Here is an 8,129-nt window from a genome sequence, read left to right as displayed (position 1 = left end):
GGCGGGCCAGGGTCAGCGCGTCTTCGAGGGTGGCGACGTCCAGTGCTACCTGCAGCTTCACGGCAATCTCCTCAATTCGTGGTGCTCGGCGGATTTCAGGGTTTCCGATCGGTTCCGCGCTTTCGGTCCGGAGTCGGAAACGAGCAACGGCCTGTGACAGTGCACGGATCTCCACAACCCGGTCAACCGCGCCGGAACGAACGGACGCCACGGCGGAACAAACGGCCGGAACGCCCTTCCAGATGGCAATTCCCGCGGTGCGTCGAGGTCGCCGGAATGGTGATCTCCAGTCCGCTGACGAGCGTGAACGACCGTTTGAGCGGACCTGGGCGCCGTTCGTTCCGCCCGGATGCCTGTTCGTGACCGCTCAGTTGACCGGATCCGGGCGTCCGTGCAGTCTCACAACCGCAGAATGCGTCCCGAAAATGCGACCGCGGGAACCGCGGATTCGCGACGAGGGCGGAATCCAGGAATGGGAACGCGCGATTTCACCATCGCGGATGGGCGCCTGGAGTTCTTCGACGAACGCAGTGGGGAGTGGCTCAGATGACCGGAACGGACACCGCTGACCAGAACACCGGCGACAGGCTCAACCCGCCGCACTTCAGCTACGCGACGCTGGCCATCAGCGGCGAGGTGGACCGCGTGCGCCGGGACGTCCAGCCCGCGGCCTGGGCCCGCGCCGGAGCGATGCTGCTCAACGCGACGGCGGTGTTCACCGTCGGCGGCGGGCGCAGCGGACTGGCCCTGCAGATGGCCGCGATGCGCTTCATGCACCTCGGGCTCTCCACGCACGTCGTGGGGGAGACGACCGCGCCGGCGATCGGCACGGGTGACGTCCTGGTCGCCGCGTCCGGTTCCGGCACCACCTCCCGCGTGGTGCGGGCGGCCGAAACCGCGCGCGGTCAGGGGGCGAACGTCATCGCGCTGACGACCGCGCCGGACTCGCCGCTGGCGAAGCTCGCGACCGAGGTGCTGGTCATCCCCGCCGCCGACAAGCAGGACTTCGAGGGCGAGGCGTCCGAGCAGTACGCGGGGAGCCTGTTCGAGCAGTCGGTGCTGCTGCTCAGCGACGCGCTGTTCCACGCGCTGTGGCGGTCGAGCGGAGTGCAGGCCACCGACTTGTGGCGGCTGCACGCGAATCTGGAGTGACCGGTGCCGGACATGCAGGCAGGCAGCCGAACCGAGGAGCTCGAGATGCACCGGACCGAACCGCGAACCCGCACCGACGTCCGCGCCCTGGAGGCGATCGCGCTGGCCGCCACGCACAGCGCGGCGATCGCCAGCCATGCCTGGGTGGGCAGGCACGACAAGAACGCGGCCGACGCAGCGGCGACCGAGGCCATGCGCCAGGTGCTCGCCGACGCCCCCGGCCGGGGGACGGTCGTCATCGGTGAAGGTGAGAAGGACGAGGCTCCGATGCTCTACAACGGCGAAGCCGTGGGCAACGGCCGCGGCCCGGACTTCGACATCGCCGTCGACCCGCTCGAAGGCACCTCGTTCTGCGCCAAGAACCACCCGGGCGCGATGGCCACCATCGCCTTCGCCGAGCCCGGAACGCTCTGGTCGCCCGGCCCCGGCTTCTACATGGACAAGATCGTGGTCCCGCCGCGGGCGAAGGGCGTCGTCGACCTCGCCGACACGCCCGAGCGGACCTTGGCCAACGTCGCCCGCGCCCTCGGCAAGCCGGTCGACCGGCTGCGCGTGGTCGTCATGGACAAGCCGCGCCACCAGGAGCTGATCGCGCGGTTGCTGCGAGCCGGTGCGTCCGTGCACACCCCGGCCGAAGGCGACGTCGCCGGCAGTCTCGAAGTGCTGCTGCCGACCGGGGACGCCGACCTGCTGCTCGGCATCGGCGGCACGCCCGAGGGCGTGATGACCGCCGCCGCGGTCCGCGCGCTGGGCGGCGACATGCTCGGCCGTCTCGCCCCGCAGCGCGAGGAGGAAGCGGCCGCCATCCGCGCGGCGGGCATGGACGTCGACCGCGTCTACACCTGCGACGAACTCGTCGGCGGCGATGCGCTGTTCGCCGCCACCGGCGTCACCGGCGGGTCGCTGCTGAGCCGTCCCCGGGAGTCCGATGGGGCCGTGCTCGCGGAGTCGATGCTGATCTCCAGCGGCCAGGTGCGCCGCATCTCGCACACCGGCGCGCATCCGGTCAGAGGTGGGATCCGATGACGCTGCACCTGGACGACCTGCGCGTTCGCCACCTCGGCGAGTGCCGCCACGACTCGCCGCTGTCCGCGCTGCTCGCCGCCAAGCGGACCTCCCCGCACTACGTGGCCGAGGGCGACCGGGTCCTGCTGGAGGACACGGTGTCCATGCTCGCCGAGCACGGCCTCCCGCCCGAGGACCTGCCGAGCTTCGAGGCCGCCGGTCCGCGCCGCAAGATCTACTTCGACCCGGCGCGGGTCACCGCCGGCATCGTCACCTGCGGCGGACTGTGCCCCGGGCTCAACGACGTCATCCGCGGTCTGGTGCAGGAACTGACCGTGCAGTACGACGTCAAGCGCATCGTGGGCTTCCGCAACGGGCTTCGGGGCCTGACCGCCCGGCACCGCGACGACACCATCGAGCTGACGCCGGACCGCGTGCGCGACATCCACAACGCGGGCGGCACCATCCTGGGCAGCTCGCGGGGTGGGCAGGACGCAGAGGAGATGGTCGACAGCCTCCTGCTGCGAGGCATCAACGTCCTGTTCGTCATCGGCGGGGACGGGGGCATGAACGCCGCGACGAACCTGGCCGCGGCGATCCGGGCGCGCGGTCTGGACATCGCCGTCATCGGCGTGCCCAAGACGATCGACAACGACCTTCCCTACACCGACCAGTCCTTCGGGTTCCAGAGCGCGTTCGCGCAGGCGGCCAACTTCATCTCCTCGGTCTCCATCGAGGCCGCGGCCAGCCCGGACGGGATCGGCATCGTGAAGCTGATGGGAAGGCATTCCGGGTTCATCGCCTGCTACGCCTCGCTGGCCCGCAACGCGGCGGACATCGTCCTCATCCCGGAGGTGCCCTTCGCCTTGGAAGGCGAGGACGGGCTGCTGGCCCGGGTCGAGCGGCACGTCCGGACGAAGGGCTTCGTGGTCATCGTCGCCGCCGAAGGGGCGGGGCAGGACCTGCTCGCCGAGCGCGGACTGCTGGAAGGCGGCGCCACCGACGCCTCCGGCAACGCCAAGCTCGGCGACATCGGAGGGCTGCTCCGGGAGACCATCACCGCTCACCTGACGGCGGCCGGGCTGGCGCCGACGGTGCGCTACATCGATCCGAGCTACGCCATCCGCAGCGTGACCGCCAACGCCTACGACAGCGTCTACTGCCTGCGCCTGGCCCACGCGGCGGTGCACGCGGCCATGGCCGGTCGCACGGAGACCGCGGTGGTGCGCTGGCGGCGGCGGTTCGTGCACGTGCCGATGCCGCTGATCATCAGCCACCGCAACCAGGTCGATCCGGACGGTGACCTGTGGATGTCGGTGCTCGAAGCGACCGGCCACCTCGTCCAGGGCCCGGCACCGCACCACCCGCTGCTCGTCGAGAGGTGACGCGGACCACCGCTGGTTGTCCCCGGGCTGCCGCTCGTGCGCCGTTCGCCAGCGGTCGTCGCGTTCTGCTTGCCCCGGAAATCTCGCGCGACGTAGCTTTCGGCCCGAGGTCATCGAGACCGGAGCGCGAGACCCTCAAACGCCCGTTCGCCTCGGTATTCGTGACGTGCTCTCGACGAGTCGGCGGTTCGTCCCGGCACGTGAGTCCCCCGTCCGCACGCGTTCCGGGTTGGTGAGAAGACCAAAGGCGGTCCCCAGATGGTAGACATGCACCGGCTCGACCTCCCGGCCCGCAAACCGCGCAAGGCCACCGTGTACGAGGCGTGGGAGCGCTTCGTGCGGGGTGAGGACGACGTCCACGGCGTGCGGCCGGAGGTGGCGCTGTCCTGGCACCGCTGCCGGGACCAGTACGGCGTCGACCCCTCGCTCACCGAGGCCCCGGTCGCCACGGCCGACGTCGACCACGCGCTGGAGCACGACGTCGTGTTCGCCGAACTGGGCTTCCGCGCGGCCTCGGTCGTGGACGAGGTGAGCAACATCGGTGGCGTGGTGACGGTCGCCGACGCTTCCGGCCGGGTCCTGGCCGAGTGGGGCGACAAGGCCACGCGCGCCTTCGCGGCCAAGGCGAACCTGGCGCCCTGGTACTGCTGGTCGGAGTGCGCCACCGGCACCAACGGCATGGGAACCGCGCTGGAGACGACCTCTCCCGTGGTGATCAGGGGCGCCGAGCACTGGTGCCAGGCGTTCCACGACTGGACCTGCGCGGGCGTGGCGGTGCGCGACGTGGTGACCAAGGAACCGGTTGCGGTCCTCAACATCTCGTGCTGGCGCAGCGAGCTGCCCAAGGCCGCGGGTGCGTGGCTGAGCAACGCCGCCAGCAGGACGCAGTTCATGCTTCGACGCCGCGCCCGCGATGCCGGTGCCGAGCTGGTCGCGGCCTACAACCACGCGCGTTCGCGTTCGGGCGCGTCGGTGGCGGCGCTGGATCCCGCCGGCCGCGTGGTGATCGCCGACGAGAAGGCGAGCGTGCTGCTCGGCGTGCCGAGCTCGACGCCGGCGCCCGACCCGGCGGTGCGGTGGAACCCGAGGCTGCCGGAGCTGATCAAGGCCGCCCGGTACGCCGCCAAGCAGGCGTCCCACAACCCCGCCTGGGTCGGATCCACGCAGGTCTTCACGCACCTCGCCGACGACCCGACGCCGATCAGCTTCCGTCCGGTGTTCTTGTCCGGGCACCTGGTCGGCAACCTGGTGTCCTTCGGGGTCTCCGAGGGCGAGCAGCTGCCGCGCGCGGACAGCGGGGGAGGTGCGCGCGGCCAGGACCACGCGCCGCGGATCGTCGCGAGCAGGGAGAACCGGATGGTGCTGCTGCGCCCGCCCGAGGTCTCCTTCGCCGAGTCGGAGGGCAACGACGTCTGGCTGTCGACCGATCAGGGCCGCCTGCGGGCGGCGACGCCGGCCCTGGACAAGCTCGAACGAGAGCTCGGCGGCAGCGGATTCCTGCGAGTCCACCGGCAGTACGTGGTGAACCTCGCCCGCGTCCGGGAGGTCGAGCGCGGTTTCAAGGGCGAACTGGCGCTGGTGATGGACAGCGGCGCGGACGCGATGGTGCCGGTGTCGCGGAGGAACGCCCCGGCGGTGCGTCGAGAGCTGGGCATCTGAGTTGCCGGGAGGGAGGTTCCGATGCCGGAGAACCCGGATGCGGTGGCGGTCAGCAGGAACTACGACCAGAGCGTGCGGCGGCGCGTCGAGCGGGTCCGCAACCACCCGGCGGCGGGTGGTGACAACCGCGACTGGTGGCCGGCTCGACTGGACCTGGGGATCTTGGCCAAGCACCACCCCGCGGCGAACCCGCTGGACCCGGATTTCGACTACTCGGCCGAGTTCGCGAAGCTCGATCTGGATGCGCTGGCCCGCGATGTCGACGCGGTCTTGACGACTTCGCAGGAGTGGTGGCCGGCCGATTTCGGGCACTACGGGCCGCTGGTGCTGCGGATGGCGTGGCACTGCGCGGGGACCTATCGCGTCGGTGACGGCCGTGGCGGTGCCAGCACCGGGATGCAGCGCTTCGCGCCGACCAACAGCTGGCCCGACAACCGCAACCTCGACAAGGCACGCAGGTTGCTGTGGCCGATCAAGCAGAAGTACGGCCGCAGCATCTCCTGGGCCGACCTCATGGTCTTCGCCGGCAATCGCGCGCTGGAATCCATGGGGTTCACGACTCTGGGTTTCGCGGGTGGCCGCGAGGACGTGTGGGAATCCGAAGCCGATGTGTACTGGGGTCCGGAGCGCACCTGGCTGGCCGATGAGCGCCACACCGGGGTGCGGGATCTCCAGCAACCGCTCGCCGCGGATGAGATGGGCTTGATCTACGTCGATCCGCAGGGGCCCTCGACGCTGCCCGATCCGATCGCGGCGGGCCGGGCGATCCGGGAGTCGTTCGGGCGGATGGGGATGGACGACGTGGAGACCGTCGCGCTCATCGTCGGCGGGCACACCTTCGGCAAGACCCACGGCGCCGCCGATCTGCACCACCTGGCCGCCGAGCCCGAGGCCGCGGGGCTGGAGGAGCAGGGCCTGGGCTGGAGGAACAGCTACGGAACCGGCAAGGGGTCGGATGCGATCTCGACCGGGCTGGAGGGGATCTGGACGCCCACCCCGACCAGCTGGGACAACTCGTTCCTGGAGACGCTGTTCGCCTACGAGTGGGACGTCGTGCTCAGCCCGGCCGGGCTGTGGCAGTGGGTGCCCCGCGGGGACCAGGGGCACGGCACGGCCCCGGACCCCCACGACCCGCTGAAACGGCGCACGCCGACGATGCTCACCACCGACCTGGCGTTGCAGGAAGACCCCGACTACGCACCGATCGCACGCCGCTTCCTCGCCCGCCCCGACGAGCTGGCCGATGCCTTCGCGCGAGCGTGGTTCAAGCTCACCCACATCGACATGGGGCCTCGGCACAACTACCTGGGACCGCTGGTTCCGGCGGAGCGGATGATCTGGCAGGACCCGGTGCCCGAGGTTGACCACGAGCTCATCGACGACACCGACATCGCCGAGCTCAAGCACCGCATCTCGGCCAGCGGAATCCCGCTCCCGCAGCTGGTGTTCACCGCGTGGGCGTCGGCCTCGACCTACCGCGACAGCGACAAGCGGGGCGGCGCCGACGGAGCCCGCATCCGCCTCGAACCCCAACGCCGCTGGGAAGCCAACGACCCCGCCACCACCGGGCCGGTGCTGGACGCACTGGAGGAAATCCGGGAGGAGTTCAACGCCGAACGCGTTGACGCCAAGCGCGTTTCGCTCGCCGACCTCATCGTCCTCGCCGGCTGCGCAGCGATCGAACGCGCAGCCCACGGTGTCCAGGTTCCGTTCACCCCCGGCCGCACCGACGCGACCCAGGAGTGGACCGACGTCGAGTCCTTCGCGGCGCTCGAACCCACCGCGGACGGCTTCCGCAACTACGTCAGCGAGAAACCGCAGCTCCCGGCCGAACACCTGCTGATCGATCGCGCGAACCAGTTGAGGTTGAGCGCCCCCGAGATGACGGCGCTCATCGGTGGACTCCGCGCGCTCGGCGCCAACCACCGCGGCACACCGCTGGGAGTGCTCACGACCCGACCGGGCGTGCTGACCAACGACTTCTTCACCAACCTCCTCGACATGGACGTCGAATGGACACCGAGGTCGGTCACGCGCGGAATCTCCACCACCTTCGAAGGGCGTGACCGCGCGACCGGAGAACCGCGGTGGACCGCCGGCCGGGTCGACCTCATCTTCGGTTCGCACTCCGAATTGCGCGCTCTCGCGGAGTTCTACGCCGCCGAGCCGGAAGAGTTCTCGCGCGATTTCGTGTCGGCGTGGGACAAGGTCATGAACCTGGGCCGACCGGAATGTCGCTGACGTCGCTCGCATTCGAGGGGAGTTCGCTCGTGACGCCCGAAGATGCCTTCTGCCAGGTGGAATCCGTCCGGTGAATCGATTCCTCGGACCGAGCATCCGACGGCGGAACGGAACTCGCGAGCACTGGTCACCGGGGCCTCGTCGGTTCCCAACTCCGTTGGGCGGTAGTTGATTCCGGGCGAGCGGTGCAGGCTCACCGGTGAGCGGTCATCTCTTCCGGAGTCGTTGCGAGAACCGTAAAATTGATGAGTATCACAGGGTGAATCGAACAGAAGTCAGGCCTGGCGACCACATTCGGAACCACCGTTTGACCGGGCCGACGAGTACCTGTGGCGGGGGCAGCTCTTTCAGCTCGCCGAGCTCCACTGGTGGCGGCTGATTTTCGTCCCGCGCCGTTGCGACGACCGTGTCCGCATTCCGCGAGCACATCGGCGTGGCGTGAGTGATCCGGAATCGGGATTCGAACGAGGAGGTGAGGTCCATGACGTCGACCCAAGAACGTGAAGACCTTCTGAGTGAGCTCGGGTTGGATGCGCAGAACAGTGCGGCGATTGGTCGTGTGCTGGGTACCGGCAACATTGTGCGGGCTGCGGAGCGGGCTGATGGCACGATGGAGGCGACCATCCGGATTCGGGAGGATGAGATCGCTTGGGATCCGGCGATTCTGGTGTTGCCGCATGGTGGTGA

Annotated in this window: 6 protein-coding genes; all 6 read left to right on the top strand. The window is 69.8% G+C overall.

Going from position 1 to position 8,129, the window contains the following annotated elements:
• Nucleotides 1–546 precede the first annotated feature (546 nt).
• Complete coding sequence (hxlB, locus tag AB0J91_RS32740; protein WP_363796037.1) at nt 547–1,152, top strand: 6-phospho-3-hexuloisomerase; 606 nt, start codon at nt 547–549, stop codon at nt 1,150–1,152.
• 45 nt (nt 1,153–1,197) lie between these two features.
• Nucleotides 1,198–2,178: a class II fructose-bisphosphatase gene (glpX, locus tag AB0J91_RS32735; RefSeq protein WP_363876848.1), complete on the top strand. Its 981-nt coding sequence runs from the start codon at nt 1,198–1,200 to the stop codon at nt 2,176–2,178.
• Nucleotides 2,175–3,542: an ATP-dependent 6-phosphofructokinase gene (locus AB0J91_RS32730; RefSeq protein ID WP_363876845.1), complete on the top strand. Its 1,368-nt coding sequence runs from the start codon at nt 2,175–2,177 to the stop codon at nt 3,540–3,542. The genes glpX and AB0J91_RS32730 overlap by 4 nt, the downstream gene beginning before the upstream one ends.
• Nucleotides 3,543–3,800: 258 nt before the next feature.
• A complete protein-coding gene (locus AB0J91_RS32725; RefSeq protein ID WP_363876842.1) occupies nt 3,801–5,201 on the top strand; it encodes a LytTR family transcriptional regulator DNA-binding domain-containing protein in 1,401 nt (466 codons plus the stop codon).
• A 21-nt stretch (nt 5,202–5,222) separates the two neighbouring features.
• Nucleotides 5,223–7,442, top strand: coding sequence for a catalase/peroxidase HPI (gene katG / locus AB0J91_RS32720; protein ID WP_363876839.1), 2,220 nt, complete (start codon nt 5,223–5,225; stop codon nt 7,440–7,442).
• Between the two features lie 481 nt (nt 7,443–7,923).
• Nucleotides 7,924–8,129, top strand: a 206-nt coding sequence (locus AB0J91_RS32715) for an MSMEG_3727 family PQQ-associated protein (RefSeq protein WP_363876836.1), incomplete at its 3' end; no start/stop codon positions are given.

The organism is Saccharopolyspora sp. NPDC049357 (genome assembly GCF_040677225.1).
Taxonomy (GTDB): Bacteria; Actinomycetota; Actinomycetes; order Mycobacteriales; family Pseudonocardiaceae; genus Saccharopolyspora.
Note: the sequence above shows the minus strand (reverse complement) of the source record. Positions and strands in the feature narration are given on the sequence as shown.

Coding starts and splice junctions, on each gene's coding strand:
- AB0J91_RS32725 (WP_363876842.1), top strand. CDS start 3,801: ATGGTAGACATGCACCGGCTCGACCTCCCGGCCCGCAAACCGCGCAAG.
- AB0J91_RS32730 (WP_363876845.1), top strand. CDS start 2,175: ATGACGCTGCACCTGGACGACCTGCGCGTTCGCCACCTCGGCGAGTGC.
- hxlB (WP_363796037.1), top strand. CDS start 547: ATGACCGGAACGGACACCGCTGACCAGAACACCGGCGACAGGCTCAAC.
- katG (WP_363876839.1), top strand. CDS start 5,223: ATGCCGGAGAACCCGGATGCGGTGGCGGTCAGCAGGAACTACGACCAG.
- glpX (WP_363876848.1), top strand. CDS start 1,198: ATGCACCGGACCGAACCGCGAACCCGCACCGACGTCCGCGCCCTGGAG.